Origin of the sequence: Kribbella sindirgiensis, assembly GCF_004331435.1 — a bacterium.
GTDB lineage: Bacteria > Actinomycetota > Actinomycetes > Propionibacteriales > Kribbellaceae > Kribbella > Kribbella sindirgiensis.
In genome coordinates this window covers 34,481-61,251 of sequence record NZ_SJKA01000030.1, presented here as the reverse complement: position 1 = coordinate 61,251, position 26,771 = coordinate 34,481, and the positions used below count along the sequence as shown (strand labels likewise).

The 26,771-nt window shown below is 70.1% G+C and carries 26 protein-coding genes and 1 pseudogene; 13 read left to right on the top strand and 14 right to left on the bottom strand.

The genetic code is table 11. The features are described 5' to 3' along the window. The 3 genes and pseudogenes from E0H50_RS41175 to E0H50_RS41165 form a co-directional block, all read left to right on the top strand. Positions 1-187 (top strand): annotated as a pseudogene (locus E0H50_RS41175) (fructose-bisphosphate aldolase); the annotation flags it as partial. 14 nt (positions 188-201) lie between these two features. Beyond that, positions 202-1,047, top strand: a complete 846-nt coding sequence (locus E0H50_RS41170) for a universal stress protein (protein WP_165547475.1) — start codon at positions 202-204, stop codon at positions 1,045-1,047. After that, positions 1,044-1,712, top strand: coding sequence for a CBS domain-containing protein (locus E0H50_RS41165; RefSeq protein ID WP_131296604.1), 669 nt, complete (start codon positions 1,044-1,046; stop codon positions 1,710-1,712). The genes E0H50_RS41170 and E0H50_RS41165 overlap by 4 nt, the downstream gene beginning before the upstream one ends. A 50-nt stretch (positions 1,713-1,762) precedes the next feature. Here E0H50_RS41165 and E0H50_RS41160 read toward each other — a convergent pair whose 3' ends face one another. From E0H50_RS41160 to E0H50_RS41145, 4 genes are read right to left on the bottom strand one after another with little or no spacing between them, the layout of a single operon-like run. Next, a complete protein-coding gene (locus E0H50_RS41160; RefSeq protein ID WP_131296603.1) occupies positions 1,763-2,104 on the bottom strand; it encodes a hypothetical protein in 342 nt (113 codons plus the stop codon). 2 nt (positions 2,105-2,106) lie between these two features. Next, on the bottom strand, positions 2,107-2,910 hold the full coding sequence (locus E0H50_RS41155; protein WP_131296602.1) for an ABC transporter permease subunit: 804 nt from the start codon (positions 2,908-2,910) through the stop codon (positions 2,107-2,109). Continuing rightward, positions 2,889-3,803, bottom strand: a complete 915-nt coding sequence (locus E0H50_RS41150) for an ABC transporter ATP-binding protein (RefSeq protein ID WP_131296601.1) — start codon at positions 3,801-3,803, stop codon at positions 2,889-2,891. Before E0H50_RS41150 ends, E0H50_RS41155 begins: the two co-directional genes overlap by 22 nt. A gap of 1 nt (position 3,804) precedes the next feature. Beyond that, the gene (locus E0H50_RS41145; RefSeq protein WP_131296600.1) at positions 3,805-4,671 is read right to left on the bottom strand and encodes a universal stress protein; all 867 of its coding nucleotides are present in this window, start codon (positions 4,669-4,671) and stop codon (positions 3,805-3,807) included. A gap of 161 nt (positions 4,672-4,832) precedes the next feature. Between E0H50_RS41145 and E0H50_RS41140 the strand changes: the two genes are divergently transcribed. Next, positions 4,833-5,882: a zinc-dependent alcohol dehydrogenase family protein gene (locus E0H50_RS41140; RefSeq protein ID WP_131296599.1), complete on the top strand. Its 1,050-nt coding sequence runs from the start codon at positions 4,833-4,835 to the stop codon at positions 5,880-5,882. Between the two features lie 97 nt (positions 5,883-5,979). Here E0H50_RS41140 and E0H50_RS41135 read toward each other — a convergent pair whose 3' ends face one another. Together E0H50_RS41135 and E0H50_RS41130 are read right to left on the bottom strand one after the other, a co-directional pair. After that, complete coding sequence (locus E0H50_RS41135) at positions 5,980-6,855, bottom strand: universal stress protein (protein WP_131296598.1); 876 nt, start codon at positions 6,853-6,855, stop codon at positions 5,980-5,982. 13 nt (positions 6,856-6,868) lie between these two features. Then, on the bottom strand, positions 6,869-7,837 hold the full coding sequence (locus tag E0H50_RS41130) for an Acg family FMN-binding oxidoreductase (RefSeq protein WP_165547474.1): 969 nt from the start codon (positions 7,835-7,837) through the stop codon (positions 6,869-6,871). 183 nt (positions 7,838-8,020) lie between these two features. Here E0H50_RS41130 and E0H50_RS41125 point away from each other — a divergent pair, with 183 nt between their 5' ends. The 5 genes from E0H50_RS41125 to E0H50_RS41105 are packed head-to-tail and all read left to right on the top strand — an operon-like array spanning position 8,021 to position 11,217. Then, a complete protein-coding gene (locus E0H50_RS41125; protein WP_238151687.1) occupies positions 8,021-8,581 on the top strand; it encodes a hypothetical protein in 561 nt (186 codons plus the stop codon). A 17-nt stretch (positions 8,582-8,598) separates the two neighbouring features. Next, positions 8,599-9,477, top strand: coding sequence for a universal stress protein (locus E0H50_RS41120; RefSeq protein WP_131296596.1), 879 nt, complete (start codon positions 8,599-8,601; stop codon positions 9,475-9,477). A 10-nt stretch (positions 9,478-9,487) separates the two neighbouring features. After that, entirely contained in the window at positions 9,488-10,408 is a 921-nt protein-coding gene (locus E0H50_RS41115; RefSeq protein WP_131296595.1) for a universal stress protein, read from the top strand. Between the two features lie 13 nt (positions 10,409-10,421). Continuing rightward, positions 10,422-10,964: a flavodoxin family protein gene (locus E0H50_RS41110; RefSeq protein ID WP_131296594.1), complete on the top strand. Its 543-nt coding sequence runs from the start codon at positions 10,422-10,424 to the stop codon at positions 10,962-10,964. Positions 10,965-10,971: 7 nt separating this feature from the next. Continuing rightward, entirely contained in the window at positions 10,972-11,217 is a 246-nt protein-coding gene (locus E0H50_RS41105; RefSeq protein WP_131296593.1) for an SHOCT domain-containing protein, read from the top strand. Positions 11,218-11,269: 52 nt separating this feature from the next. On the opposite strand, the gene E0H50_RS41100 is transcribed toward E0H50_RS41105, so the two are convergent. Beyond that, positions 11,270-11,911, bottom strand: a complete 642-nt coding sequence (locus E0H50_RS41100; RefSeq protein WP_165547473.1) for a helix-turn-helix domain-containing protein — start codon at positions 11,909-11,911, stop codon at positions 11,270-11,272. Positions 11,912-12,127: 216 nt separating this feature from the next. Between E0H50_RS41100 and E0H50_RS41095 the strand changes: the two genes are divergently transcribed. Next, the gene (locus E0H50_RS41095; RefSeq protein ID WP_131296591.1) at positions 12,128-12,778 is read left to right on the top strand and encodes a response regulator; all 651 of its coding nucleotides are present in this window, start codon (positions 12,128-12,130) and stop codon (positions 12,776-12,778) included. 41 nt (positions 12,779-12,819) lie between these two features. On the opposite strand, the gene E0H50_RS41090 is transcribed toward E0H50_RS41095, so the two are convergent. The 3 genes from E0H50_RS41090 to E0H50_RS41080 form a co-directional block, all read right to left on the bottom strand. After that, positions 12,820-13,398 carry a flavodoxin domain-containing protein gene (locus tag E0H50_RS41090; RefSeq protein ID WP_131296590.1) on the bottom strand — a complete coding sequence of 193 codons (579 nt, stop codon included), beginning with the start codon at positions 13,396-13,398 and terminating at the stop codon, positions 12,820-12,822. A gap of 68 nt (positions 13,399-13,466) precedes the next feature. Then, complete coding sequence (locus E0H50_RS41085; RefSeq protein ID WP_131296589.1) at positions 13,467-14,285, bottom strand: universal stress protein; 819 nt, start codon at positions 14,283-14,285, stop codon at positions 13,467-13,469. Then, on the bottom strand, positions 14,278-16,686 hold the full coding sequence (locus E0H50_RS41080; protein WP_131296588.1) for a phosphoketolase family protein: 2,409 nt from the start codon (positions 16,684-16,686) through the stop codon (positions 14,278-14,280). The genes E0H50_RS41085 and E0H50_RS41080 overlap by 8 nt, the downstream gene beginning before the upstream one ends. 174 nt (positions 16,687-16,860) lie before the next feature. On the opposite strand from E0H50_RS41080, the gene ppdK reads away from it, so the two are divergent. Together ppdK and E0H50_RS41070 are read left to right on the top strand one after the other, a co-directional pair. After that, entirely contained in the window at positions 16,861-19,575 is a 2,715-nt protein-coding gene (ppdK, locus tag E0H50_RS41075) for a pyruvate, phosphate dikinase (protein WP_131296587.1), read from the top strand. A 97-nt stretch (positions 19,576-19,672) separates the two neighbouring features. Then, on the top strand, positions 19,673-22,360 hold the full coding sequence (locus tag E0H50_RS41070) for a bifunctional acetate--CoA ligase family protein/GNAT family N-acetyltransferase (RefSeq protein WP_131296586.1): 2,688 nt from the start codon (positions 19,673-19,675) through the stop codon (positions 22,358-22,360). 11 nt (positions 22,361-22,371) lie between these two features. Here the strand turns inward: E0H50_RS41070 and E0H50_RS41065 are convergent, their stop codons facing one another. The 4 genes from E0H50_RS41065 to E0H50_RS41050 all read right to left on the bottom strand — a co-directional run bounded on the left by E0H50_RS41065 (position 22,372) and on the right by E0H50_RS41050 (position 26,010). Beyond that, entirely contained in the window at positions 22,372-22,722 is a 351-nt protein-coding gene (locus E0H50_RS41065) for a hypothetical protein (protein WP_131296585.1), read from the bottom strand. Then, positions 22,719-23,693 (bottom strand): Acg family FMN-binding oxidoreductase, encoded by a 975-nt coding sequence (locus E0H50_RS41060; protein WP_131296584.1) that lies wholly within the window; start codon positions 23,691-23,693, stop codon positions 22,719-22,721. The genes E0H50_RS41065 and E0H50_RS41060 overlap by 4 nt, the downstream gene beginning before the upstream one ends. A 77-nt stretch (positions 23,694-23,770) precedes the next feature. After that, complete coding sequence (locus E0H50_RS41055; RefSeq protein WP_202868563.1) at positions 23,771-25,453, bottom strand: GAF domain-containing sensor histidine kinase; 1,683 nt, start codon at positions 25,451-25,453, stop codon at positions 23,771-23,773. A gap of 110 nt (positions 25,454-25,563) precedes the next feature. Further along, complete coding sequence (locus E0H50_RS41050) at positions 25,564-26,010, bottom strand: pyridoxamine 5'-phosphate oxidase family protein (protein WP_202868562.1); 447 nt, start codon at positions 26,008-26,010, stop codon at positions 25,564-25,566. Between the two features lie 166 nt (positions 26,011-26,176). On the opposite strand from E0H50_RS41050, the gene E0H50_RS41045 reads away from it, so the two are divergent. Beyond that, on the top strand, positions 26,177-26,770 hold the full coding sequence (locus E0H50_RS41045) for a hypothetical protein (protein ID WP_131296583.1): 594 nt from the start codon (positions 26,177-26,179) through the stop codon (positions 26,768-26,770). Position 26,771: the final 1 nt, after the last annotated feature.

Here is a 26,771-nt window from a genome sequence, read left to right as displayed (position 1 = left end):
GTTGGTGCTGGTTTCGGGTGGGGAGCGTGCTGGTGACGACGCGATGTATCGCAAGGCTGAGCAGGCGATGGATGCGGGCGGGCTCGGGTGCATTTTCGGCCGCAACGTCTGGCAGCGGGGGTACGACGAGTCGCTGGCGTTCGTCGACGGCCTGAAGGAAATCCTCGTCCAGCACCCCAGCCAATGAAAGGAATTCCGGATATGAGGAAGTACATTCTCGTCGGGGTCGACGACTCGCCCGAGGCGCAGATCGCGCTGCGGTGGGCCGTCGACGCGGCGGCCGCGCGCGAACTGCCGGTACGGGTGATCCGTGCGTACCTGAACGAGATCAGCCGTTGGGCGATGGGGGCCGAGGGCTACGTCCCGCCGCCGATGCCGCTCGACAAGTACCAGCACGAGCTCGACGCCGCGGTGCAGTACGCGCGAGACCGGCTCGGGTACGACGGTGGATCCGGGTGGCTGGCGAACTCCGATCCGGCGAACGCGCTGCTGATCGAGGCCGAGAACGCCGAGATGGTGGTCGTCGGAACCCGCTCGCGGAACAAGATGTCCGCAGCGGTTCTCGGGTCGGTCGCGACCGCGGTATCTGCCAAGGCGTCGTGCCCGGTCGTTGTGGTGCGCGGTGAACGCCGTACCGGACCTGTTGTCGTGGGCACCGACGGGTCGCCGGACTCGGAGGAGGCGATTACGTTCGCGTTCGAGGAGGCGGCTCGCACTGGTGAGCGGCTGGACGTCGTGTACTGCTGGCAGCCGCAGGCGGAAGACGCCGCGTCGATCGACAGCACCGAGGAACTGCTGCGGAACTGGCTCGCCGAGAGCCTCGCGCCCTACCGGGACAAGTTCCCCACGGTGCCTGTGCGCGCCTCCGTCGCGGAGGGCCGGGCCGGCACCCGCTTGATCAAGAGGTCCGCGAAGGCTTCGCTCGTCGTTGTCGGCTCCCGTGGCCGGGGCGGCGTTACCGGCCTGCTGCTGGGATCGGTCAGTCAGAGCCTTCTTCATCACGCGGACTCGCCGGTGGCGATCGTCCGCCGGTCCAAGGAGTCATGATGCGTCACTTCCTGACTGTCTCCGACGTGATGACCAAGAACGTCGTCACCGTCGCTGAGGACACGTCTTTCAAGGCGGTCGCCGCCGTCCTGGCCGAGCACCACATCAGCGCGGTCCCCGTTCGTAGCGCCTTCGGAGGCATCGTCGGTGTGATCTCCGAGACCGACCTGCTGCGCAAGGAGGAGTTCCAGCGCAGGCCGCGCCGGCCCTGGCAGCGCGGCGCGATCCGGACCAAGGCCGACGCGATCACGGCCCAGATGCTCATGTCGAGCCCTGCGGTCACCATCGAAGGTGGCTGCACGCTCGACGAGGCCGCCCGGCTGATGGCCGCCCGCCGCATCACCCGGCTGGTCGTGATGGACGGCGACAAGCTCGCCGGCATCGTGACGCGGTCCGATCTGCTGCGCGTCTTCCTCGCCCCGGACGAGGAGATCCTGGCCCGGATCCGGCGGGACGTCGTCGACCGGCACCTGTGGGACGAGCCGCTGGCCGTACAGATCGACGTACTCGAAGGCGTCGTGACCCTGACCGGGCAGGTACCGCAGCGCAGCACGGTCGCACTGGCCGGAAGTCTGGTCGCCGGCGTGGACGGTGTGGTCGGCGTGCACAACGAGCTGACCTGGGCGTTCGACGACACGGCCCGGGCCGCAGGACCGTTCTACTGAGCGCACCGCAAGCGGGGCGGGTGAGTTGGGGGCAGCTCACCCGCCCTCTTTCATGTCCGGGCCCGCTCGGATGACCGGAAGGTCAGGTGCTCGCTGACGTCGACGGACCAGAGAACGAGCAGCGTGCTGATGGAGATCGTGGCCAGGAGAGCCGACGGCAGCGCGATCACCACAGTGCCGGTGCTCGCGGAGGCCACAGCCAGGCCGGCGGCGAGCCAGCCTGCGGGGTCGGGGCTCAGCGAGCCGGCGAGCAGCAGGACGACGGCGCCGATCAGGATCAGCGAGAGGCACGCGTCGGCGCGGTTGCCCAGCGCAACGAACGGCAGCTGGATCGCCAGCAGTACGACGATCAGCAGTGAGGCGACGAGCTCGCGTCGGGGAACGGTAGGCATGGTCAGCCTGCGTGTGCGGTCGAGATGTCGCGGCCGTCGAGCGCCGGAAGGGCGCACAGGACGACGGCAACTGTGCCGGCGATCAGCCACAGATAGCTGAGCTGGAGACCTGCGCCCAGGGGCCCGTCGTGGAAGGCCTGGTGGATGGGGGAGTACGGCTGCCAGGATTCGAACCGCGGGAGGATGAGGCCGATCGCGTAGACGACGTACGCCGCTGTCGCCGCGCTCGCCGTCAGCGCGATCGCGGTGGCGCGCCGGCCCGTGACCGCACCGGCCGCGAGGGCGAGGACGCCGAACTCGATGCCGAGCAGCGTCAACGCGAGAGCACCGCCGGCGGCCTCCGGTACCGAGACTCCGAGGCCGAAGACCAGGCTGCCGATGCTCGTGGCCGCGAACAGTGCGCAACCGAGCGCGGTGACCGACACGGCCAGTGCAAGTGCCTTTTCGAGAACGATCCGCGAGCCCGAGACCGGTGTCACGAGCAACAGTTCGAGCGTGCCGCGTTCCTCCTCGCCGGCCAGTGCGCGGGCGCCGTGCCCGATGCCGTAGATCAGGAAGAGCGCCGGCAGCAGCAGCGTGAACAGCTCCGCATTGAGGAAGCCGGCGCCGGTGGTCATGGCCTCCAGGTTGAAGAACTTGCGCAGTTCCTCCGGGAACGACTGGTACAGCTCCTTCAGGTCCGGCATGTCGCGGACCGAGGGCCACAGCGCGCATTCGAGCAGCACCAGGACGGCGATCGCGATCGACCAACCGATCAGTCCGCGGCGGGCGTCGTACACCGATTTCAGGAAGACGTTGCGGAACATGGTTCCTCCTGCCCGTCGTAGTAGTCGAGGAACGCGGCCTCCAGGTCGGCTTCGTGGCTGAGTACGTTGGTGACGTCGTACGGCGCGACCGCCTTGAGCAGCTCGGCGGTCGACCCGGTCACGGTGACGCGAACGGTGTGGCCGTCCACGGAGACGTCCTGGACTCCGGGTACGGCGTGGATGCGTGCGGCCGGCGGGACGTCGGCGAAGGTCAGGTCGAGGCGGCGCCGGGCGCGGTCCTTCAAGGCCTGCACGGACTGGACGGTGACCAGGCGGCCGGCGCGCAGGATCGCGACGGTGTCGGCGACGGCCTCGACTTCGGAGAGCATGTGCGAGGACAGGAACACGGTCCGTCCGGCGTCGCGGGTCTCGCGGAGCAGTGCCCGGAACTCCCGCTGCATCAGGGGATCGAGGCCGGACGTCGGCTCGTCGAGGATCAACAGGTCGGGGTCGTGCATGAACGCCTGGACGATGCCGACCTTCTGCCGGTTGCCGCGGGACAGCGCCCCGATGCGGACGCCCAGGTCGAGGTCGAACCGTTTCGCGAGCAGCTCGATCCGGTTCCGGTCGACGCCGCCGTACAGATGGGCGAAGTAGTTCAGGTACTGCGTGCCGGTCAGATCGGGATACGCCACGAAGTCGCCGGGCAGGTAGCCGATCCGGCGCTGCAGTGCGTCGTACTGGTCGGCGGCGTCGAAGCCGAACACCATCGCGGACCCGGCGGTCGGCCGGATCAGCCCGGCCAGCAGCCGGATCGTGGTGGTCTTGCCGGCGCCGTTCGGCCCGAGGTACCCGACGATCACGCCGGGCGGTACGTCGAGGTCGAGCCGGTCGAGCGCGGTCCGGCGGCCGAAGCGTTTGGTCAGCCCACGCGTCTTGATGACGGTCTCCATGTCAGGTCTCCTGATGGTGTACGACGGCGACCGGGCAGCGCGAGTGGTACAGCAGTCCGCGCGCCACGGAGCCGAGCCGCAGCTCGGAGAACGCGGTCCGGCCGACGCCTCCGACGACGACCAGGTCGGCGTCCGCGGACTCGCGGGCGAGGACCAGGACGGGATGATCGGTGATGCCGCGCTGTTCGACCGGGACCTCGGGATACTTCGCGATCCAGCCTTCGAGGGCCTGCGACAGGAGCTCGTCACAGGTCTCGACCGCCGGCTGCCGGTCCGGGTCGAGCCAGACCCGCGGATCGGGATAACTCTCCCGCAGCTCGATGGCGTGCACGCCGACGATCCCCGCGTGGGTCGCGGCAGCCAGTTCGAACCCGAACTTCAGCGCGTCCTGGCCCTCGACGGATCCGTCGACGCCCACCACGATCCGTCCCAGGGCGGGCGCGTGCGGGTTCCAGGTGTCCGGTACGACGAACAACGGCACGCTGGTGCTGAGCGCCGTACAGACCTGCGACGTCGAGCCGAGGACCAGCTCGGCGAAACCGCCCATGCCGCGGCGCCCGACGACCAGCGCGATCGACCGTTCGGCGAGCTCGAGCAGCACCTGCGCGGGGTGACCGTGCCGCACCTCGAGTGTCGCGTCCCGGAAGCCGATCCGGTCGAGCTCCTGGAGCGCGTCGTCGAGCACCTCGGTGCCGTCGTCCGGTCCGTCGAGGGGCGCGCCGGTAGGCGGCTGCTGTTCGTCGTCGACGACGTGCACGGCGTGCAGTGGCGCGTTCCGCAGGACGGCGTACGCCGCGGCCCAGGCGAGCGCGATCAGGCCGTCGCGGGATCCGTCGATCCCGGCCAGAACGGGCAAACCGCCGGTCATGGATCCTCCCTGAGGTCGTACTGCGGCAGTTCCAGTCAAGCCGGAGTCCGCGGAGCGGGGCAGGGCCGAAGGTCCTGGCGGGAGGTGTTGTTCGGCCGGTGCGACAGCCGGTGCAGCGGGCCAGAGTCGAGGGTGGAAAGTCTCGTTCAGGGAGGTACGTGATGAAGGCGTTGGTCTACAACGGTCCGGGGCAGCGGAGCTGGCGCGAGGTGCCGGATCCGGTGATCCAGGATCCCGAGGACGCGATCGTCCGCGTCGACGCGGTGACGATCTGCGGTACCGATCTGCACATCCTGAAAGGTGACGTACCGAGCGTCGAGCCCGGGCGGATCCTCGGCCACGAAGCGGTCGGCACGATCACGGCCGTCGGCGACGGCGTTCGCGGCGTGGCGGTCGGCGACCGGGTGCTGATCTCGTGCATCACGGCCTGCGGGCGGTGCGAGTACTGCCGGCAGGGGCACTACGGCCAGTGCCTCGGTGGTGGCGGCTGGATTCTCGGTCACCTGATCGACGGCACCCAGGCCGAGCAGGTCCGCGTTCCGTTCGCCGACCGGTCGGTGTACAAGCTGCCGGACAACGTCAGCAACGAGGAAGCGGTGCTGCTGGCCGACATCCTGCCGACGTCGTACGAGGTCGGCGTACTGAACGGCACGGTCTCGCCGGGTGACACCGTCGTGATCGTCGGCGCGGGGCCGATCGGGCTGGCCGCGCTGGCCACCAGCAAGCTGTTCACGCCGTCGCGGGTCGTGGTCGTGGACGCCGCCGACTCCCGGCGCAAGGCCGCACTCGAACGGGGCGCCGATCTGGCTCTCGGGCCGGACGAGGACGTCGAGGCGAAGGTCCGCGAGCTGACCGGTGGACTCGGCGCCGACGTGGCGATCGAGGCGGTCGGCGTACCGGCCACCTTCGAGCTCTGCACCCGCCTGGTCCGCCCCGGTGGCACGGTCGCGAACGTCGGCGTGCACGGCGCACCGGCGACGCTGCACCTGGAAGACCTGTGGATCAAGAACGTCACCATCACGACCGGCCTGGTCGACACGTACTCCACGCCGCGTCTGCTGTCCATGCTGGCCGCCGGCCGGCTACAGCTGCCCGGCCTGATCACCCACCGGTTCGGCCTCGACGAGATGCAGGACGCGTACGACGTCTTCGCCGACCCGGCCACCACGGGCGCCCTCAAGGTTGTCCTGTTCGGCGACCAGGGCTTCTGACAATTTCGCTGGCTGACCCACGAAATGAGGGGTTCCACACCCGGAATGCGGGTGTGGAACCCCTCAACTGCTGGGTCAGCCAGCGAAATTCAGGCGCTCAGTGCACGACGGCGATCGGGCAGTGGGCGTGGTGCAGGACGGTCTGGCCGACGGATCCGAGGAGGAGGCCGGTGAAGCCGCCGCGGCCGCGGGAGCCGACGACGACCAGGTCCGCGGACTCGGCGCGCCGGATCAGGGCGCGGGCGGCGGAGCCCGATGCCAGTTCGGTCGTCCAGCGTACGTCGGGATGTTCGGCTGCCGCGCCGGCCACGGACTCCGCGACCAGCAACCGCGCCTCCTCGCGCACCTTCTCCTCGTCGAACTGCAGCATCGACGCGCCTTCGTCGTAGGTCAGGAACGGACTCGTCCACGTATGTACGGCGACGACCTCGGCGTGCAGGTCCTCGGCCTGCTCGAAGGCGAAGTCGATCGCCCGGGCGGAGGCCTTCGAGCCGTCGACGCCGACGACGACGGTCGCGCCCTGGTGGGCGTGCGGCCGCTGGTCGTGCGGGATCACGACCACCGGGCACTGCGCGTGCGTGGTGACCTGGACTGCGACCGAGCCGATCAGGAGTCCGCTCCAGCCGCCGAGGCCACGGGACCCGAGGACGACCGTCCGGGCGTCCTGAGCCGCATCGACCAGCACTCGTGCCGCGGGCCCACCCTCCAGGGTCGTGTCCACCGTGAGGCCGGGATGGTGCAGACGGATGCCCTCGGCCACCGCGTCGAGCGCGGTCTGGCGGGCCGTCCGGACCGCTTCGAGGGGTACGACGTGGCCAGGCGTCGGGCGGGTGATGATGACGAGCTCGAAGGCTTCGACGAGCCGGAGCGGCGCCCTCGTCCGGACGGCCTCGGCGGTCGCCCAGCGCAGAGCGCTCTGGCTGCCGGTCGAGCCGTCGTAGCCGACGACGATCGGAGCAGGCTGCTTGGTCATGGAATCCCCTTGTCTAGAACCATCGGTCGAAGGAATCGCGCCAGTCCCGGCGACCGGTGTGGCCGTTGGACTGGGCGGGGTAACCGATCCGCAGCACCATCTGCGGCCATCGGCCGCCGATTACGCCGCGGACCTGAGAACGCGGTGCCGGGCGCTCGAGGAGCTGGTCGAGGAACGATGCGGCGAGCTTGTACGACGTGGCGACGAGCAGCACGCGCTGCACGGCCTGACCGGCACGGACCCAGGCGTCCTCGTCCTCGTCAGGTGTGCTCAGAACGACGATGGCCGGTGCCGTTTCGTAGACGGCCTGGCTGCGATTCGGGCTGTCGAAGCCGGCGGACAGATCGCGGACGAACGATTGCCGGACCGGCTGCGGACCGAGCGCACGCTCGGCGATCCCCTCATCCGATCGGTCACCGCCGATCCAGGTTTCCCGCTCTTGGCGGCGCTCCTCGTCGTAGAGGTCCTCGGCGTCGGTCTGCCGGAGCAAGACCTCGAGGCCGGACACGGACGCCGGTTCGAGCCAGTGCAGCTCGGTTCCTTCGGTGCAGGCGGCTTCGTCGAGTTCGCGCCGGACAGTCAGGTGGATCGGGTGGTCCAGGAGCGGCCCGCGGTACGTGTGCCGCTGCGAGACCTCGCCGTACAGGCTGCTGAGGTCGGGGACCGGTGCCTCGCGGCGGTCGAGGTAGACGCGGGCCTTGATCTCGGGCCGGGCCGGGTCGGGGTGTGTCGCGATCCGGGTCTCGTGACCGAGCATCGCGGCCGCGACACGGATGTTGAAGACCGCGGCGCCGAGACCGACGTGGGTGGCTCGACCGGAGACGTCCTCGAACTGCAGGGTGCGCTCCTCGTCGAGCAGTACGTCGACGACCGGGCCGTGGACCTCGAAGCGCCACGGCTGCGTGTTGTGCATCGACGGCGCGTGGACGGCTGCAGTCAGCAGAATGCCGATCTCGTCGTCGGTCAGTCGGTCGATCGGCATCGGTGCCTCCCTGCGTGGTTCTGGGATTCCAGCGTCGGCCCGCCGGCGGGCGGTCGGCAGCGGCATACGTCCCGGGGGCGGCGGGCCGTTCGGCACCGATGGATGGGTGACAACGGCTCTGACCGGCAGACGCCGCCGAGCCGCAGTATCGAGGTGTCGGAATCGATTGAAAGGAACGACACCATGACCACCACGCCGCACCGGCGCGATCTGCCGGCTCCCACGATGGAGCCCGATGGCGATCGGCACCCGATCATCACTACCGCGGGCGGCCGTGCACTTGCCGTGCTGCGGATCCTCTTCGGCCTGACGTTCCTGTGGGCCTTCTTCGACAAGCTGTTCGGCTTCGGCTACGCGACCCCGTCCGGCAAGGGCTGGATCGACGGCGGCGACCCGACCGCAGGCTTCCTGGGCAAGGGCACCTCCGGTCCGTTCGCGGACTTCTACCAGGGCCTGGTCGGTGACTGGTGGGTGACCCCGCTGTTCATGGTCGGCCTGGCCGGTATCGGTCTCGCGCTGACGCTCGGCATCGGGATGCGGATCGCGGCCGTCAGCGGTGCGCTGCTGTACGTGCTGATGTGGACGGCGAACCTGCCGCCGGAGAACAACCCGGTGCTGGACGACCACATCATCGGCGCCGTCACGATCGTGACACTCGCGCTGGTTGCCGCTGGCAACGTCTGGGGCTTCGGCAAGCAGTGGAGCAGCCTGGACTTCGTCCGCAAGTACCCGTGGCTCCGGTAAGTGAGGGAGTGAGCTCGATGCCCGTCAAGCCGGTCATCTACGTAGGGGTCGACGGCTCCTGGCGTGACACCGGTGCTCTGGAGTGGGCCCTGCAGGAGTCGCTGCTCCTGCAGGAGCCCCTGCAGGCGGTGCACGTGATCGACGAGCGGCTGCGCCACGTCCCCGGCTGGGAGCCGGACGCTGTCGACGACGCGTCGATGCAACTCGTCGGCGAGGTGCAGAAGTACCTCGACGACAGGCGGGGGAGGCTCGATCACGAGGCGGACCTGATGGTCGGGCCGCCGGCTCGCAAGCTGGTCGAGGCAGCCGCGGGGAGCCGGATGCTGGTGGTCGGGCGCCGCGGGCTCGGCACGTTCAAACGGTTGCTGATCGGCTCCACCTCGGAGGCGGTCGTGACCCACGCGGCGCACCTGATGGTGCCGGTGGTGATCGTGCCCGAGCACTGGAAGCCGGCCGACGGTACCGGGCCGGTAGTCGTTGCTGTCGACGACGCCGACGACAACACCGCCGCGATCGAGTTCGCGATCGCGGCAGCCGCCGAGCGGAAACTGCCGGTCCGGCTGCTGCACGTGTGGGATCTGCCGGCGATCTACAGCTGGGACGCGATGAACACCGCCGGTGTCGGCGCCGAGTGGGCCGAGAACGCCCAGCGGCACCTGGAGAACCTCGCCGCCGAGTGGCAGAACAAGTACCCGGAGACGCCGATCCAGTTCGAGGTCCGGCGCGGCCACGCGGTCGACGGTGTCGTCACCGGCGCCGAGGAGACCAACGCCCAGCTCCTGGTCGTCGGCAGCCGGAACCGCACTCGGCTGATGTCCGCCCTGCTCGGCTCGGTGACCCGAGGTGCCCTGCACCACGCGACGTGCCCACTGGCCGTCGTGCCCGTTCAAGTATGAGGTGAGAGAAATGACTGCCTGGAACCGGACCGGGCCCGTCGCGGTCGAGGTCGACGGAACCGCGGAGAACCTCCGCGTGGTGGACTACGCGGCCGCGGCGGCGTTGCGGTCCGGAGCCGAGCTCGTGCTCGTGGCGCCCTACTCGGCACACGGCTCGGCCACCCCGATGACGGCGTACGCGCCGAAGCCGCCGGCCGACCTGGCAGACGCCGCGTTGCGGATCGCCGTCGCCCATCTACGGCACCGGAACGGGTACGCGCTGGAGCTGGTGGCGGTCGCCGGCGAAGGCTCGCGATCGCGGGTGCTGGCGCACGCGGCGCGGAAGGCGCGGATGCTGGTCGTCGGACGATCCCGCAGCCGCGGGCCGCAACGGCTCGTACACACCCAGGCGAACCTGACACTGACCGCGCGGGCCGGTTGCCCGGTGGTCGTCGTACCGCTGTCCTGGAAACCGTCGCTGCTCGACCGGAAGGTTGCCGTCGGCATCGACGGTACGGCGCTGTCGGCCGAGGCGCTCGAGTTCGCCTTCGGGGAGGCGGCGGCGCGGGAGGGTGACCTGATCGTGGTGCATGCCGGGCTGCCGGCCGAGCGCGCGTTCGTCGACGAGGATCCGGAATCTTCCTGGATCAGCCGGGCCGAGTACGTGTTGTCGGAGACGCTCGCACCGTGGACCAGCCGGTTCCCGACCGTGAAGGTGACCCGGTTCCTGAGCAGCCGGCCGCCGGCCGCGGCGCTGGTGCACGAGAGCGCCGAGGTCGGCCTCGTGGTCGTCGGCGCGCACAGCGGACCGCTGCCGATCGACCCGGTGGCACGCCGGTCGACGGCCGCGATGACGTGCCCGGTCGCGATCGTCCCGCATCACCTGACCGAGCCGGAACGGGAGCACCTGCTCGTCGGCCGGCGGACCAGGTCCGTCGTCCCGGCGACCTGAGAGGAGAGGGATCATGGCTGAGACGGATCGTGCACTGATTGTGTTCGAGACGATGTTCGGCAACACCGAGCGGATCGCGCGGGCGATCCGGGACGGGCTGCGGCAGTACGTTCCGGCCGAGACGGTGCCGGTGAACCGGGCGCCCGACGTGGTGCCCGGCGACGTCCGGCTGCTCGTGGTCGGCGGGCCGACGCACGCGTTCTCGATGAGCCGGCTGTCGACGCGCCAGGGCGCGTGGCAGCAGGGCGATGTGGTGATGCCGATCGAGGTGGGGATCCGCGAGTGGCTCGACGCGCTCCAGCCGGCAGATACCGGTCGCCTGCGGGTGACGACGTTCGACACCCGGATCGCCAAGGTACGACGGCTGCCGGGCTCGGCGGCACGGTCGGCGGCGAAGGTGCTGCGCCGGAGGGGCTACCAGATGCTCAGCACGTCCGAGAGTTTCTTCGTCAGCGACACGACCGGACCGATCCGCGACGTCGAGATCGAACGCGCGCAGCGCTGGGGCGAGGAACTCGGCCGGTTGCTGACCGGTTCCGCGCGGGCCGCCGGATAGGAGGCGAATGGCGATGATGCACTCGACGGCCGCCGCGGCCTTCTGGTCGATCGCCGTGCTCGTCCTGTGGATCGCGGCGGTGGGCGGTGCGGCGTGGGCAGCGGTCCGGATGACCCGGCAGCCGCGACGGCGGCCGCCCACGCTGCCGTCCCCACTGGACATCCTCGAACGCCGGTTCGCCGCGGGCGAGATGACCCACGACGAATTCGACGAGGCCCGCGCCCGGCTCCGCGAACACGAGCTGGACGTGTGACGACACAACAGAGGGGCTCACCGGGCAGTCGGTGAGCCCCTCAGCCACGTGGTCACCAGGAGCGGATGCGGCGGCCGGTGATGCGGTGCGGTTCGATGATCATGCAGGTCTCGCGGGTGCCGCCGGCCCACGTGTCGATGTGGTCGCGGGTGGCCTCGGTCTCGGCGTCGGTCGCGGGACGGACCAGGCCGTTGACGAGAACGCTCCAGCCGTCCCGCAGGCCCTCATCGAAGAGGTCGAGCTCGAACGCGATCGGGTCCAGGTCGAACTGCGCGACCGCGCTGTCGGCGGCGGTGCGGAAGACGATCAGTTCGTCGCGGTAGCGGTAGTTGACCGGGATCACGACCACCTCGTCGATCCCGCTGTACGCGATCCGGCCGACCGAGCCGGCGCGGATCAGGACGATGCACTCCTCGCGCCGCATCGGCTCGAGGACAGGCGCCATCGGCTGCCGCGGCGGGTTCGCCGGGTGCCGCGGCCCGGTGAGCTCCTCGACGGTGAGATCGAGGGCGTGCGCCAGCCGGAGCAGCTCGGCCCCGGTCAGCGCGAAGGGCCGGCTCTCGATGTGCTCGATGCGGTCCGTGGTCAGTCCGGCGCGTTCGGCGACCTCCGCGGTCCTCAGACCGAGGGCCTGCCGGCGGTGCCGGATCCGGTGGCCGAGGCTGCTCGGCCCGCGTGCGGTCTGAGTGTCCATCGGGGTTCTGCCTTCCTCTCGAACTGTTGCTCCCAGCCAATCAGCCGGACGGCAGCGTGGGCAGGGTCCGAGGTCACTCCCGGACGGGCCGGACGGCACGCGCCGAAGGTCCCGAACTGGTCGGGACCGAGGTCCCTGGCAGTACCGTGGTGGCAGGGGCATGCTGGAGCAAGCGCCCGGCTGGGGCGGGTACTGTGTGAAGCCAAGGAGACGGCGATGACGATCAAGGTGTTCCTGCTCGACGACCACGAGGTGGTGCGACTGGGGCTGCACCAGCTGCTCGACGCGGAGCCGGATATCGAGGTCGTCGGTGACGCGGCGACCGCGGCGGAGGCGGTCGCGCGGATCCCGGCCGTACGGCCGGATGTCGCGGTGCTGGACGTGCGGCTGCCCGACGGCGACGGCATCAGCGTCTGCCGCGAGGTCCGCTCGCAGATGGACGATCCGCCGGCTTGTCTGATGCTGACGTCGTTCTCCGACGACGAGGCGCTGTTCACCGCGATCATGGCCGGTGCCGCGGGGTACTTGCTCAAGCAGATCAACGGTCGAGCGCTCATCGACGCCGTACGCCGGCTCGCGGCGGGGGAGTCGCTGCTGGATCCGTCGATGACGGCGAAGGTCCTGGAGCGGCTGCGGCACCCGGCCGAGGCGGAGGACCCGAGGTACGCGTCGTTGACCGATCAGGAGCGCCGTATCCTGGCCGAGATCGCCGAGGGCAAGACCAACCGCCAGATTGCCCAGTCCCTGTTCCTGGCCGAGAAGACCGTGAAGAACTACGTCTCGTCCCTGCTGCGCAAACTCGACCTGGAACGCCGCACCGAGGCCGCCGTCTTCGCCGTCGAACACGCCCGAAAGCAACCGCGCTAGCGCTCGTTCACGACACAGCGGGCGCCGTCGTCATCGGGGACTCAGCCGAGGAAGTGACCGGCCGGGGGCCGGGTCGCGTGCTTGCGGGACCGCGTGGTCGCGGGACGATGGTTGGTGCTGTGTTCGGGGGCCTCGACGGCGGTGCTGATGCCGGTTGCCCAGGCGCGGATCTTGGTCCAGTCGCGGGAGTCGCCGGCGAGGTCGCTGCTGGCGAGGCGTCGAGCCAGGAAGCCTCTGGCGGTGTCCGGTTCGAGGCTGCCCGCGAACGTCACCGCGGGCGTTGCCCCGATGTCTTGCGCGAGACGGCGTACGGCCGGCGGCATGTCCTGAGCCTGGTCCTTGTCCGGACCGACAGGACCGCTGTGGAACAGCCAGACCTGACGCCCGCGGAGCGCGTCGGCGTTGTGGCGGAGGAACCGTACGGCGTCCCTGCGCCACCGGCGGATGTACAGCGCGCTGCCGAGGATCACCACGTCGTACTGCGTGACGTTCTTGACCCGGTTGACGTCGAGGACGTCGACGTCGTGCCCGCGCGCCGTGAGCTCGGTGCCGATCGCCCCGGCGATGCCGGCGGTCGCGCCCGCTTTGCTTGCGTAGGCAACGAGTACCTTCTTGGACATCGGGACCTCCTTCGATCGCTCCAAGCACATCAGCCGCGCCGTCGAGGCGGAAGTGCCGAACGCCCCGGCTACGCGGGACCTTCGATGGCGGCGTGCGGGATGACCGCGACCGGGCAGGACGACTGGTGCAGCATCGTCTGGCTCACCGATCCGAGCACGAGACCGGCGAATCCTCCGCGTCCCCGCGATCCGACCACGAGCAGTTGCGCGTCGGCGGACCACTCGAGCAGCAGCTCCGACGGATGACCGGTGACCTCGATCAGCTCCGTGTCGTCCGCGAGGGCGTGCTCGCGAACACCGGCCAGGAGGTCGTGGTCGTCGTCGTCCAAGTCGTCCAGGACAGCGACGATCCGGGCGGTCAGCCCGTGCCGACGTGCGTAGTCGAGTCCGAAGTCGACCGCGGCGTCGGCGGGCCGCGAGCCGTCGTACCCGATGACGACCCGGCTCCCGGCGAGCGCGTCCTCGGTGGGCCGTACGACGACCACCGGGCAGTGCGCATGTGCGGACAGCTCGGTGCCCGACGAACTGACGACGAGCCCGAGCAGGCGTCCGGTGACGCGGCTGCCGATCACGATCAGGTCGGCGTCCCGCGACTCCGCCAGCAGTACGGCGGACGGGAAGCCGTCGACGCGGTGGCCCGTCACGGTCAGCCCTGGCTCGAACTTCCGGGCCAGTTCAACGGCGGCCGCGATGATCCGGTCGGCCTGCGCCCGGAGTCCCGGTGCGACGTCACTGGCCCCGAGCGGCACCTTGAACTCGGCCCACACGAAGGCGTGCACCAGGTGCAGCTGACCGCCTCGCCCGGCTGCTTCGGCCGCACCCCAGCGGATCGCGTTCTCGCAGTCGTCCCGGCCGTCGATGCCGACGACGATCGTGTTGCTACTCATGGCGTCCTCCACTGACGACCCAGTCTCGAATGTCGGGCAGATCTTGCAGGTTGTCGACGACGTACTGCGCGTGTTCGGCCAGCCGTGCCTCGCACCAGGCCTTCAGATCGCTCGCGCCCGGTGGTGTGCGGCGGGCGTTGTTCAGCGCGTCCATGACCAGGTGGTACCGCGAGACCCGGTTGCGTACGACCATGTCGAACGGCGTCGTGGTGGTGCCTTCCTCGATGAACCCGCGGACCCGGAACCGATCCGCGTCCGGACGCCCGTGAACGAGCTGGTGCACCGCACCTGGGTAGCCGTGAAAGGCGAAGACGACGTCCACGTGGTCGGTGAACAACTCGTTGAACAGGGTTTCGTCCATGCCGTGCGGGTGGTCGCGGTGGCGTACCAGCGACATCAGGTCGACGACGTTGACCACGCGGGTCCGGAAGTGCGGCAGCCGCTCGCGCAGGATCTGCGCCGCCGCCACCGTCTCCATCGTGACCACGTCGCCGGCGCACGCCAGCACGATGTCCGGGTCGGCGGTTCCGTCGTCGGTGCCGGCCCACGCCCACACGCCGGCGCCGCGGGCGCAGTGCGCCTCCGCCTCGTCGATCGTGAGGTACTGCAGTTGCGGCTGCTTGTCGATCACGATGAGGTTGACGTACGACGTCGAACGCAGGCAGTGGTCGGCGACCGACAGCAGACAGTTGGCGTCCGGCGGCAGGTAGACACGGCCGATGGTGCCGCGGGTGGTGATCACGTTCTGGATCAGCCCGGGGCCCTGATGGCTGAATCCGTTGTGGTCGTTGCGCCAGGCGGTCGAGGTCAGCAGGATGTTCAGGCTCGGGACGCGCGCCCGCCACGGCAGGTTCTCGGCCTCCTGGAGCCACTTGCTGTGCTGGATCGTCTGTGACGCGCTGACCATCGCGAAGGCCTCGTAGGTGGCGAACAGGCCGTGCCGGCCGGTCAGCGTGTAGCCCTCGAGCCATCCGTGGCAGTTGTGTTCCGAGAGGACCTCCATCACCCTGCCGTCGCGGGAGATGTGGTCGTCCGCGTCGGTCACCCGCTCGGCGAAGCCGCGATCGGATGCTTCGAACACGGCGCCGAGGCGGTTGCTGCTGGTCTCGTCGGGACAGAAGAGCCGGAACCGGTCGGGATTGGTGCGGTAGATGTCGCGGAGCAGTTCGCCGAGACGGCGGGTGGACTCCAGGCGGACACTGGCCGGTGCGGGTACGTCGACGGCGTAGCGACGGTGGTCGGGCAGCTCGAGGGGCCGCATCAACAGGCCCCCGTTGGAATGCGGTGTCGCGCTCATCCGCAGCGATCCCGCCGGATTGGCTCGACGGACCAGTTCGGTGGGTGACCCGTTGTCGTCGAACAGTTCTTCGGGCCGGTAGGAGCGCAGCCAGGATTCGAGCAGGCGCAGGTGATCCGGGTTCTCCCGTACGGTTGCCAGCGGCACCTGGTGAGCTCGGTAAGTGCCGGCCATCTGCACTCCGTCGACAATTTCGGGGCCGGTCCAGCCCTTAGGGGTGCGCAGCACGATCAGCGGCCAGCGTGGCCGGGTGCCGTCCCAGTCGCCACCTCGCGCCGCGGCCTGGATCGCCCGGATCCGGCCCCAGGCGTGGGCGAGTGCGGCGGCGAACCGGTGGTGCATCCCCGGCAGGTCGGCGCCCCCGACCTCGATGACGTCGTACCCGTGACCTTCGAGCAGGGACCGGACCTCGGCCGGATCCTTGCGTCCCAGCACCGTCGGTCCGGCGATCTTGGCGCCGTTGAGGTGCAGGACCGGCAGCACTGCGCCGTCCCGGGCCGGATTGATGAAGGACACGCCCTTCCAGGATCCCTCCAACGGGCCGGTCTCGGCCTCGCCGTCGCCGACCACCGCGAGTGCGATCAGGTCCGGGTTGTCCATCACGGCGCCGAACGCGTGCACGAGCACGTAGCCGAGTTCGCCGCCCTCGTGGATGGAGCCCGGTGTGGTCACCGAGACATGGCTCGGGATACCGCCCGGCGCGGAGAACTGCCGGAACAGCCGCCGCATCCCCTCGGTGTCAGTGGTGACCGCGGGGTAGGTCTCGGTGTAGGTGCCCTCGAGGTACCCGGCCGCGACCAGCGCCGGTCCACCGTGACCGGGTCCGGCGAGGTACAGCATCTGCTGGCCGGTCTCGCGAATGAGCCTGGAGGCGTGTGCGTAGATGAACGACAGACCAGGACTCGTGCCCCAGTGACCCAGCAGCCGCGGCTTGATGTCCGCGGCGGTGAGCTGCTTGTGCAGCAGCGGATTGGCCATCAGATAGATCTGCCCGATGGTCAGGTAGTTGGCGGCCCGCCACCAGGCGTCCACGCATTCCAGCTCGGCGTCGCTCAACGCCGAGACCTGGTCGGAGGTCTCGTAGAGGGAAGCGCTCTTGGGCATAGGTGATGTTCCTCGTCTCTGGCCGGCTGAGATTGATGGCACAGACATCGAATCGCGTGCGCCCTGGTGCCACCAGAGGCATCTGGCCCTGACAACGAAGGACGGCCGGCCGGGACCTTTGGCCCTGTGACGCGGTCGCTGGGCCAAGGAGCGTGGAACACGGAGGTGGCACAAATGACCGAACTACCGACGACCGGCCGCTACGTGTTCGACTTTGCCGAAGGCTCTATGGAGCAGAAGGACCTGCTCGGAGGCAAGGGGGCCAATCTCGCCGAGATGACCCGGCTGGGTCTGCCGGTCCCGCCCGGATTCACCATCGCGACGACAGCGTGTCGTGCCTATCTCGAGACCGGCGATCTGCCGGCGGGCCTGGGTGACGAGATCGCCGCGCATCTCCGCGAGCTGGAGCAGGCCATGGGTCGTCGGCTGGGTGACGCCAATGACCCGCTGCTGATCTCGGTGCGCTCCGGTGGGAAGTTCTCGATGCCCGGGATGATGGAGACGATCCTGGACATCGGACTGACCGACGAGTCGGTCCACGGGCTGGCGAAGCACTCAGGTGATGACCACTTCGCCTGGGACTCCTACCGGCGGCTCCTGCAGATGTACGCGCGCACAGTCCTCGACGTACCGGACGACCTGCTGCAGGCGGCGGTGTCCACGGAGTACGCCGAATGGGGCGTCGCGACGCCCGAGGAACTGCCGGCAGCTGCGATCGAACGCGCCTGTGTCGCGCTGAAGCAGACCATCGCCGACCACGCCGGCCGGCCGTTCCCGCAGAACCCGCTGGAGCAGCTCGACCTGGCGGTGCGCGCGGTCTTCCGCTCCTGGTCCACGCCCCGGGCCCGGCTGTACCGCCGCCAGGAGCAGATTCCGGACGACCTCGGGACAGCGGTCAACGTGATGGCGATGGTGTTCGGCAACCGCGGGCCCGAGAGTGGCACCGGTGTCGCGTTCACGCGGGACCCGGCGTCGGGTGAGCCCGGTGTGTACGGCGACTATCTTCAGGACGCTCAGGGCGAGGACGTCGTCGCCGGCGTTCGGAACACCGTTCCGCTGGCGCGCCTGGCCGAGATCGACCTGGTCAGCCATGACCGCCTGCGGACCGCGATGTCGACGCTGGAACGGCACTACCGGGACCTGTGCGACATCGAGTTCACGATCGAACGCGGCCGGCTGTGGATCCTGCAGACGCGGGTCGGCAAGCGGACCGCCGAGGCTGCCTTCCGGATCGCCGTGCAACTGGTCGACGAGGGCCTCATCACGCTCGACGAGGCGCTGCTGCGGGTCACCGGTGGCCAGCTCGGGCAGCTGATGTTTCCGCGGTTCGCCGAGCGGCACGGCGTACCGGAGCTGGCGCATGGCGTGGCGGCCTCGCCTGGCGCCGCGGTGGGCTACGCGGCCTTCGACTCAGCGGCCGCACAGCGCTTCGCGGCCGATGGCCGGCGCGTGATTCTCGTACGGCGTGAGACCAACCCTGACGATCTGCCCGGAATGCTGGCGTCCGCGGGAATCCTCACCACCCGGGGCGGCAAGACCTCGCACGCCGCGGTCGTCGCCCGGGGACTCGGGAAGACCTGCGTGTGCGGGGTGGAGACCTTGTCCGTGGACCCGGTGGCGCGGCGCGCCGAGACAGCGGCGGGTGCCGTGATCGAGGAAGGCGATCTGGTGTCCGTGGACGGGACCGCGGGCATCGTGTATCCCGGCGAGGTCCCGGTCGTCGCCTCACCGGTGGTGGAGTATTTCGACGGGCGCACTGACCTCCTGGACACGGATGAGCTGGTTCGCGCCGTGGATCGGCTGCTGCGGCACGCCGATGCTCGCCGGCGCCTGGGCGTCCACGCGAATGCCGACACACCCGCTGACGCCGCCCGTGCCCGCCGCTTCGGGGCGGAGGGCATCGGGCTCTGCCGTACGGAGCACATGTTCCTCGGTGAGCGGCGCCAGCTCGTCGAGCGGCTGGTGCTGGCCGCGAACAGCGCCGACCAGCAGGCGGTGCTCGAGGAACTGCTGCAGCTGCAACGTGCGGATTTCGCGATGATCTTCCGGGCGATGGCGGGGCTGCCGGTGACAGTGCGGCTGATCGATCCGCCGCTGCACGAGTTCCTGCCGGACCTGACCGACCTGTCGGTGCGGGTGGCCGTCGGCCAGGCCACGGCCACCCCCGACCCTGAGGCCGAGCGCCTGCTCGCGGCGGTGCGGCGGATGCACGAGAGCAACCCGATGCTCGGACTGCGCGGTGTCCGGCTGGGCATCGTGATCCCAGGCCTCTTCGCCATGCAGGCCAGGGCGATCGCCGAGGCCGCCGCCGAGGTGACGGCGGAAGGGACGGACGTCCATCCCGAGATCATGGTGCCTCTGGTGGCCGGCGAGGCGGAGCTGCAGCTCGTCCGGCGCGAGATCGAGGGCGTTCTCGCCGACGTGGCTGCGCGCACCGGTGGCCTGGTCCCGACCCGGATCGGCGCGATGATCGAGGTACCACGGGCGGCGCTGGGTGCCGAACGGATCGCCCACTCCGCCGACTTCTTCTCCTTCGGCACCAACGACCTCACGCAGCTGACGTGGGCGTTCAGTCGCGACGATGTCGAGGCGTCGATCTTCCCCCGCTACCTCGACGCTGGCATCTTCGCGGTGTCGCCGTTCGAGTCGCTGGACGTCGAGGGCGTCGGCAGGCTGGTCCGCCTCGCCGTCACCGAAGGCCGCACGGGCAATCCGGACCTCGTCATCGGCGTCTGCGGCGAGCACGGCGGCGACCCGGCGTCCATCGCCTTCTTCGCGGAGGCGGGGCTGGACTACGTCTCGTGCTCCCCGTACCGCGTTCCGGTAGCACGTCTCGAGGCGGGCCGCGCCGCCGTAGCGCCGACGGCTGCGACGAGCGACACGCGCTGATGTCTCAGAGCCGAAGGTCCCGGGCCTCGGGACCAACGGCACTAGCTCGGCCGGCCCAAGCTGCGGTGAGCTGGACGGAGTGTCGAAAGGAGCCGGGATGACGGTCGTGGAGCAGCCGGGTGCGGGTTGGGACGTACTGGCGTCGGACGGGTCGGTGGTGCGGATCCGGCCGGTGCGCGTGGACGACGAGCCGGCCCTGCGGGCCATGAACAGCCGCGTGTCGGACGAATCGATCTACCTGCGGTTCTTCGGCATCAACCGGATGATGGCCGACGAGTACACCGATCACCTCGCCACCGAGCACGACGGTCATGTCGCGCTCGTCGCGGAGCACGCCGGCGATGTCGTGGGGATCGCGAGCTACGAGAACCTGCGCAGTGGCGAGGCCGAGATGGCCTTCCTGCTGCAGGACTCGGTGCACGGCAAGGGCATTGGGACGCTGCTGCTCGAGCAGCTGGCCGCGACGGCCCGGGAGAACGGCATCCAGCGACTGCGCGCCGACACGCTCGGCGAGAACGCCAAGATGCTTCGGGTGCTCGCCGATTCCGGGTTCGAGCAGGTCCGCAGGCTCGACAGCGGCGTGGTCGAGCTGGTGCTCGACACGGCGTACCATCCACTGACCCTGGAGAAGATGGCCGACCGCGAGCGGGCGGCCGAGAACCGTTCTCTGCAACGCCTGTTCGCGCCCCGGACGGTCGCCGTGATCGGCGCCGGTCGCACGCCTGGCGGCATCGGCCACGAGGTACTGCGGAACATCGTCAGCGGTGGCTTCACCGGTACGACGTACGCCGTGAACCCGCACGCCTCGGTGATCGCCGGTGTCGCGGCGTACCCGTCGATCGGCGCGGTGCCGGACACGGTCGACCTCGCCGTGATCGCGGTTCCGGCCGAGCAGGTGGCCGATGTACTGGCGCAGTGTGGCGCGGCGGGTGCCGGGGGAGCGGTGGTACTGACGGCGGGGTTCTCCGAGCTCGGCGCGGCCGGTCGTGAGTTGCAGCGTGAGATGCTCGCGGTCGCGCGCCGGCACAGCATCCGGCTGATCGGCCCGAACTGCCTGGGCCTGGTCAACACCGCCGCGGAGATCAGCCTGAACGCGACGTTCGCCGAGGTCTCGCCCAGCCCCGGCGTACTCGCCATCGCGGCGCAGTCCGGCGCGGTCGGAATCGCTGTGCTGGAGCATGCCGGCCGGACCGGACTGGGTATCTCCGAATTCGTTTCCCTCGGCAACAAGGTCGATGTCAGCGGCAACGACGTCCTGCTGCACTGGTGGGGCGACCAACGGACCGCGGTGATCGGGCTGTACCTGGAGTCGTTCGGGAACCCGCGCAAGTTCGGTGGACTGGCCCGGATGATCGGCCGCACGAAACCGATCCTGATCGTGAAGGGCGGCCGCTCGGCGGGTGGCCGGCGCGCCGGTGCGTCGCACACGGCCGCGGCGGCGACGCCGGAGACCGCGGTGGACGCGCTGTTCGCGCAGTCCGGCGTCCTGCGGATGGACACCATCGAGGAGCTCGTCGAGACCGCCCGCGTGCTGGCGGTTCCGCCGTTGCCGCGCGGCCGCCGGCTCGCCGTGGTCGGGAACGCGGGCGGTGCAGGGATCCTCGCGGCCGATGCCGCCGGCCGGCTGGGACTCGAGCTGCCCGAACTGAGTGAGAGCGTGCAACACCGGCTGGAGGAAGCCGGTGCGGTAGCGACCGGGAACCCCGTGGATCTCGGAGCGGCCGCCTCGCCGACGAGCCTGGCCCAGGCGCTGCAGGTGATCATGGACAGTGGTGAGATCGACAGCATCGTTGTGAACTACGCCGTGACCAGAGCCGGCCGCGTCGAGGACATCTACGCCACGATCGCGGCCGCGGCGGCGCCCGCCGAGCTGCCGATCGTCGTGAACTGTGTCGGTTCGCCGCACGCCACCCCGGAGATCGCGCTGCCGGACGGGCGCCGGCTGCCGGTGTTCGCGTTCCCGGAGAGCGCCGTGCGCGCCCTGGCCCACGCCCTTCGGTATGCCGAGTGGCGTGCGCGGCCGCAGGGCGTCGTACCGGAGTTGAGTCGTGTTGACACGGCAGGAACCCGCGGAGTCGTACGGCGGTACTTCGAGCAGTCGCCCGACGGCGGCTGGGTCGACCCGCGGCAAGCGAACCAGCTGCTGCGGCGGGCCGGGATCTCGGTGATACCGGTGGCGACGGCGTCGTCTCGCGCGGAGGCGATCGCGGCAGCGGAGCAGGCCGGGTACCCGGTCGCGTTGAAGACCGCCGCGCCCGGTGTCGTGCACAAGACCGACATCGGTGGCGTGCGGATCGGCCTGGCGAATGCCGTGCAGCTGGGCAAGGCGTACGAAGAGGTCACCTCGGCTGCCGGGGATCCGCACGTGGTCGTCCAGGCCATGGCGCCGAGCGGGACCGAACTGGTCATCGGCACGGTGCGGGACCGTCTGTTCGGGCCCCTCGTGATGGCCGGCAGCGGCGGAACGCTCACCGATCTGCTGGCCGACCGGCAGTGGCGCGGCCTGCCGCTCACGGACCTGGATGCGGCCGACATGGTGCGCTCCCTGCGGTGCGCGCCGCTGCTGGCCGGTTACCGCGGCGCGGACGCTGCCGACCAGGCCGCGGTTCTGGATGTCATCCACCGGATCGCGTGGCTGGCCGAACAGGTCCCGGAGCTGGCCGAACTGGACATCAACCCGCTGGTCGCCGGCCCGTCCGGCGCCTTCGCGGTCGACGTACGGATGCGCCTGACCCCGGCCGTCCCCGAGCCCGACTGGCACGCCCGCCGGCTGCGCGAAGACTGATCAGAGGGCGGTCATCGTACGGCGGTTCGGTCGAAGCGGAGCGCCACGGTGGTGAGCGCCCGGATCGCCGCGACCGTCTCCGCGATCCTGCGGTGCGAGTCGGTGGGGTGGACGGTGCGGAACAGGTCGTTGCGAAGGTCCTCAAGGACGTCGAGGAGCTGCACGATCTCGTCGACCACGATCGCGTCGTGGGCCTGGTCGGTGGTGAGGATCGGCAGAATGCGGCCGCGGAAGGCGACCAGCGTGTGCTGGGCCTCGGCCAGGCGGCGTTCCTCCAGGAACCAGTTGTCGGTCCGGCTGGTCTCGGCGATGTCGGTGAGATCGGCCTCCCACCGGTCGATCTCCTGACGCAGTGTGGTCATGACGGCTCCTTGGGGAGGAAGTCTTCGACCGGGCGGCGGGCGGTCCCGGTGTGGGACCGGCTGTGGCCGAAGCGGATGATCATGTGGGGGTGGCCCGGGTGCCCGGTCAGACGCTGGACCTTGCGGCGCAGGTCGTCGTACTCGAGCGGCTGGTTCAGGAACGAGGCGCTGACCCCGTCCCGGGTCGCGGCGAGCAGGACCCGCTCGAGCGCGGCGCCGGCCGCCACTTGGTCGGCGGGCTCGTCGTAGTCGGTGGAGAGTACGGCGAGGTCCGGGTGTTCCTCGAAGGCCCGCTCGGAGCGCAGCCGGTCGTTCGGCCGGGTGCCGAGATCACGGACCGCGGCGGGATAGCCGGCGGACCGCGGGCCCAGCGCTGAACTCGGTACGCCGTCGCCGGGGCGCTGGCCGCCGACCCAGTGCGCGCGTTCGGCGCGTCGCTGCCAGTCGTGGATCTCGCGCAGGTCGGTGTCGAGGATCAGGTCGAGAACGGCGCGGACCTCGTCCTCGCCCAGCCAGGTCAGCTCGGCGCCCTCGGCGAACGCCGCCCGCAGGAGCCGTACGCGGACGTCCTCGGCGACCGGGATCGCGTCGGACGGATTCCGGTCCGTGTGGCGGTAGGGGATCTGGACCGCGAGGTCGCGGAGTTCCTCGTCCCGGGCGGCGGTGGGTTCGAGCACGATCCGGGCGAGCAGGTCGGGTTCTTCTCTCGGGTACGGCGCCAGCCCGAACCAGGTGCCGTACCCGAGGTTTTCGGCCGCGCACCGCAGGTTGAAGGTGGCGGCGCCGGCGGCGATCCGCATCGCGCGACCGGTCGGGTCCTCGGCGGGCAGCGTGCGGGAGCCGTCCAGGTACACGTCGATCACGTGACCCTCGACCTCGAACCGCCACGGCTGGGTGTTGTGCATGCTCGGCGCGGCCACGGCCGCCGCGAGCAGTACCTCGAGATGCGCCTTCGGCAGTTGATCAGACACGGTGTCCACCTCCGACTCCAGCTTCGCCGGAGGACGGCAGGCTGCGCCGCGGGCAAGAGTCCCGATCTGGCAGGCCGTTAGTCAGTCGGTGCGCTGAACTCCACCACGGTGCCTTGCGGGTCGTTGGCGCCGATCTGGACCGTGCCGCCGAGCGACTGCGCGCGTTCGGTCAGGTTGCGCAGACCGCTGCGCCGGGTGCTGGGCCCGATGCCGGTGCCGTCGTCCGAGACCCGCGTGACCACCTGGCCCGACCCGACCGTCACCTCGACCTTCACCTGCGAGGCGTGGGCGTGCCGGACGACGTTGGACAGCGATTCCCGGACGACGGCGAGGATCTGCGGCCGGACCGATGCCGGAACGCCGGTGTCGAGCGGGCCGGTCACGGTCAGCCGGGGACGGAACCCGAGCCCTTCGGCGTACTCCGAGACGAGCGTCTGGAGGTCGCTGCGCAGCGAACTGGAGTCCGGTGCCTGCTGCAGTTCGAAGATCGCAGCTCGCAGGTCGTGGATGGTGGTGTCGATGTCTTCGACCGCCCGGCCGAGTCGCTCCTGGTGCTCGGGGCGGGCCAGCCGGTGCATACCCTGCAGCTGCAGGCCGGTCGCGAACAGGCGCTGGATGACGAGGTCGTGCAGATCCCGGGCGATCCGGTCGCGGTCCTCGAGGACGGCGAGCATGTCGCGGTCGCGTTGCGCCTGGGCCCGCTCGAGCGCGAGCGTGGCCTGGCCGGCGAACATCCGGACCAGATCGGCCCCGTCGGCCACCCGGTTGTTCGCGCCTTGTTCCAGCGCCACGATCAGCATGCCGCCGGTGTCGGCGCCGCCGGCCGGCAGCGGAGCGATGGTCGTCCGGCCGAGCACCGCACCCTCCGGGAACTCGGTCGCACCGCCCGCGTCCTTGAGGACCTGTGCGAGGTCCTCGAGGATGACGACCTGGCCGTCGTCGGCGACGACCTGGCCCAGGATCGGAAGGCCGGCCGGAACCCGGCGGCCGACGTACCGGCCGTAGTCCGCCGGCCCGTCGACCGCGCGCACGACCAGCTCGTCGCCGTCGGTGATGAGTATTGCGGAGACATGCGCCCGGGAAATCTCGCGCGAGCGCTGCGCGATCAGCTGCAGGGCCTGGTCGGCGTCGAACTCGCCGAGCATCAGCTGGGTGATCTCGGCGTTCACCTCGTGCCAGCGCCGGCGTTGCTCGGTGTCGGCGTACAGCCGGGCGTTGTCGATCACCACTCCGGCCGCCGCGGCCAGCGCCGTGACCGTGCGCTCGTCGTCCTCGGTGAAGTCGGCGCCGCCGGTCTTCTCGGTCAGGTAAAGGTTGCCGTAGGCATGTTCCCGGGTCCGGATCGGGACACCGAGGAAGCTCTTCATCGGCGGATGGTTGGACGGGAAGCCGTACGACCGGGGGTGCTCGGCGAGATCGTGCATCCGCAGCGGCTCCGGGTGCTCGATGAGCAGACCGAGGATGCCGTGCCCCTCCGGGTACGGGCCGATGGCGGCGATCTGCTCGTGGGTCACGCCGTGGGTGATGAACCGGACCAGCCGTTTGCCGTCCGCGCCGACGACGCCGAGCGCGCCGTACTGCGCGCCGGCCAGCTCACAGGCCGCCGAGACGATGCGGTCGAGGGTGCTGTTCAGGTCCAGGTCCGCAGCGATACCGACGACGGCGTCCAGGAGCGCCCGCAGCCGCTCCTGGTACTCCATGATCTCGTCGACGCGGCCGAGCAGCTCCTGCAACAGGGCGTCAAGACGTACCCGAGACAAGCCGGCATATTCCAGCGCCCCCTCGTCCCAGGTCCCTCGTCCCACAGGTGAGTCGCCCGCCACTCGCCCAGCCTAGGGAATGGTTCGGGCAATGGGAAGCTCCTTCCGGTCTAGCCGCCTTCGCGTGGCCTCTTTCCCCAGGGCACGAGACGCCTCCCGTGCACGGACTCGACGCCCACCCGGACGAGCCGGGCGTCCTCGATCGGCAGCCAGGAGCGCACCGGCAGGGTATGGCGCAGCTCGGCGGCCTCCTCGTCGCTGACCACGGACAGATGACCGATCGCGGTGACCGTCCATCCGACGTGCCGGTCGACATCCACCTCGTCGGCCTCGAAGGCGACCACGTCGCCGCGCTCGGCGGCGCGGAACTTGTCGCCGCGCCCGGTGCTGAACACGATGGTGTCGCCGTCCAGGAGGAAGTTGACCAGCCGGACCGCGGGCAGACCGCCGTTGGTGTGCACGAGCCGTCCGACGGGCACGGAACGCAGCAGCCGAAGACACTCGGACCGGTTCACGATCTCGAGGCGTGAGTGATCGAAGTGATGTGCCATGGTCATCGAAGTGCCTTTCAAGCCGCGTATGGCCACTGTCGCCGGAGCCGCCCGGCGGGCAGTAGGGCCGAAAGTCCCGGACCACAGGGACCTCCCGGCCGGGGAACATGTCCACGCAGCGGGTGACCTTCGGCCTCTGTGCCGGTGGTGGGTGCTGCAGCACGCTGGGCAGATGAGCTTGTTCGGCAGTAGATCGGCACAATTCGCGCGGGAGCCTTGGTTCCGGCGCCATCCCGTGCCTGTGCTGTGTGTCGGGGCGGCGCTGTTCGCCTCGGTGTGGCTCCTGCGCCTGCTCGACGGCGACGCCACCGACGCGTCGACACTGCTGTTCACGCTTCCGGTCGCCCTGATCGCCGTCGCGTTCGGGCGGCGCGCCGGTCTCGCGGCAGGCGCAGTGGCCGTAGTGATGGTGGTGGCCTGGGTCGTCGCGACGGCCACCGACCTGAGCCTGGTGGGCTGGATCTCGCTGTGCGTTCCCCAGGTGTTGCTCGGAGGCCTGCTCGGCGACGCGTCGGAGCGGCTGCGTAGTGCTGACGAGGAGCGCCGCCGGCTGGAGTCAGGGGCGCTGCTGTACCGCGAGGCGATCGAGATCAACGACTCGCTGGTGCAGGGGATGGCGGCGGCGCGCTGGGCCCTGGAGGCCGGCCGGACCGAGGACGGCCTCAAGATCCTCGAGGAGACGATCGGCCAGGCCCAGGACCTGGTGTCCGACCTGATCCGCCAGGCCGGCATGGCCGGCTCGGGCCCGTCGATCCGGTCCGAGTAGG

Bases quoted from the DNA above. Each gene is read 5' to 3' on its own strand.
- E0H50_RS41160 (WP_131296603.1), bottom strand. From the start codon at position 2,104: ATGCCTACCGTTCCCCGACGCGAGCTCGTCGCCTCACTGCTGATCGTC.
- E0H50_RS41105 (WP_131296593.1), top strand. From the start codon at position 10,972: ATGGCGATGATGCACTCGACGGCCGCCGCGGCCTTCTGGTCGATCGCC.
- E0H50_RS41095 (WP_131296591.1), top strand. From the start codon at position 12,128: ATGACGATCAAGGTGTTCCTGCTCGACGACCACGAGGTGGTGCGACTG.
- E0H50_RS41110 (WP_131296594.1), top strand. From the start codon at position 10,422: ATGGCTGAGACGGATCGTGCACTGATTGTGTTCGAGACGATGTTCGGC.
- E0H50_RS41065 (WP_131296585.1), bottom strand. From the start codon at position 22,722: ATGACCACACTGCGTCAGGAGATCGACCGGTGGGAGGCCGATCTCACC.
- E0H50_RS41135 (WP_131296598.1), bottom strand. From the start codon at position 6,855: ATGACCAAGCAGCCTGCTCCGATCGTCGTCGGCTACGACGGCTCGACC.
- E0H50_RS41090 (WP_131296590.1), bottom strand. From the start codon at position 13,398: ATGTCCAAGAAGGTACTCGTTGCCTACGCAAGCAAAGCGGGCGCGACC.
- E0H50_RS41125 (WP_238151687.1), top strand. From the start codon at position 8,021: ATGACCACCACGCCGCACCGGCGCGATCTGCCGGCTCCCACGATGGAG.
- E0H50_RS41080 (WP_131296588.1), bottom strand. From the start codon at position 16,686: ATGCCCAAGAGCGCTTCCCTCTACGAGACCTCCGACCAGGTCTCGGCG.
- E0H50_RS41115 (WP_131296595.1), top strand. From the start codon at position 9,488: ATGACTGCCTGGAACCGGACCGGGCCCGTCGCGGTCGAGGTCGACGGA.
- E0H50_RS41100 (WP_165547473.1), bottom strand. From the start codon at position 11,911: ATGGACACTCAGACCGCACGCGGGCCGAGCAGCCTCGGCCACCGGATC.
- E0H50_RS41070 (WP_131296586.1), top strand. From the start codon at position 19,673: ATGACGGTCGTGGAGCAGCCGGGTGCGGGTTGGGACGTACTGGCGTCG.
- E0H50_RS41045 (WP_131296583.1), top strand. From the start codon at position 26,177: ATGAGCTTGTTCGGCAGTAGATCGGCACAATTCGCGCGGGAGCCTTGG.
- E0H50_RS41145 (WP_131296600.1), bottom strand. From the start codon at position 4,671: ATGACCGGCGGTTTGCCCGTTCTGGCCGGGATCGACGGATCCCGCGAC.
- E0H50_RS41130 (WP_165547474.1), bottom strand. From the start codon at position 7,837: ATGCCGATCGACCGACTGACCGACGACGAGATCGGCATTCTGCTGACT.
- E0H50_RS41170 (WP_165547475.1), top strand. From the start codon at position 202: ATGAGGAAGTACATTCTCGTCGGGGTCGACGACTCGCCCGAGGCGCAG.
- E0H50_RS41085 (WP_131296589.1), bottom strand. From the start codon at position 14,285: ATGAGTAGCAACACGATCGTCGTCGGCATCGACGGCCGGGACGACTGC.
- E0H50_RS41120 (WP_131296596.1), top strand. From the start codon at position 8,599: ATGCCCGTCAAGCCGGTCATCTACGTAGGGGTCGACGGCTCCTGGCGT.
- E0H50_RS41140 (WP_131296599.1), top strand. From the start codon at position 4,833: ATGAAGGCGTTGGTCTACAACGGTCCGGGGCAGCGGAGCTGGCGCGAG.
- E0H50_RS41050 (WP_202868562.1), bottom strand. From the start codon at position 26,010: ATGACCATGGCACATCACTTCGATCACTCACGCCTCGAGATCGTGAAC.
- ppdK (WP_131296587.1), top strand. From the start codon at position 16,861: ATGACCGAACTACCGACGACCGGCCGCTACGTGTTCGACTTTGCCGAA.
- E0H50_RS41155 (WP_131296602.1), bottom strand. From the start codon at position 2,910: ATGTTCCGCAACGTCTTCCTGAAATCGGTGTACGACGCCCGCCGCGGA.
- E0H50_RS41150 (WP_131296601.1), bottom strand. From the start codon at position 3,803: ATGGAGACCGTCATCAAGACGCGTGGGCTGACCAAACGCTTCGGCCGC.
- E0H50_RS41165 (WP_131296604.1), top strand. From the start codon at position 1,044: ATGATGCGTCACTTCCTGACTGTCTCCGACGTGATGACCAAGAACGTC.